Below are 409 nucleotides of genomic sequence, written 5' to 3'. Positions count from 1 at the left end.
TCAAGGGCATGAGTTCGTGCAATACAGCGCGGCGGTCACGTTTGCCGATCACGCCACCGCGTTCGATCAGATGCCGCACGAAAGCGGATGGCCCGCGCGGACATATGACCGCCAGCATGGTCATGCGCTGTATATCGAACAGGACGAACTGCGCATTCGTACGCGGGCCGGTCTGGAATACGCGTTCGCACTGCCGGACCACTGGCGCGCGCGTGTACCTGCCGTGGATCGCGGGCAGACGCTGGGTTTGCCGTTATCCCGGATGGCCGACCTGAACGGCAACGCCTGGCATATCCAGCAGCGGACCGATGCGATTCACCACGGCGTGTCGATGCGCTTCGTCGAATACGCGGGAGGCCGTCCCACGGGGCGCGAGTTGCGCGCTGCTTCGGGGATCGTCGCGGGCTGT

At 64.8% G+C, this 409-nt stretch carries 1 protein-coding gene; it reads left to right on the top strand.

What is annotated here, in order from left to right; genetic code table 11:
* A partial coding sequence (locus QCE69_RS39425; RefSeq protein ID WP_309936170.1) for a hypothetical protein occupies positions 1-409 on the top strand: 409 nt, incomplete at both ends.

The organism is Caballeronia sp. LZ032, assembly GCF_031451315.1.
In the GTDB taxonomy this organism is placed as follows: domain Bacteria; phylum Pseudomonadota; class Gammaproteobacteria; order Burkholderiales; family Burkholderiaceae; genus Caballeronia.
This window is presented reverse-complemented; position numbering and strand designations above follow the sequence as displayed.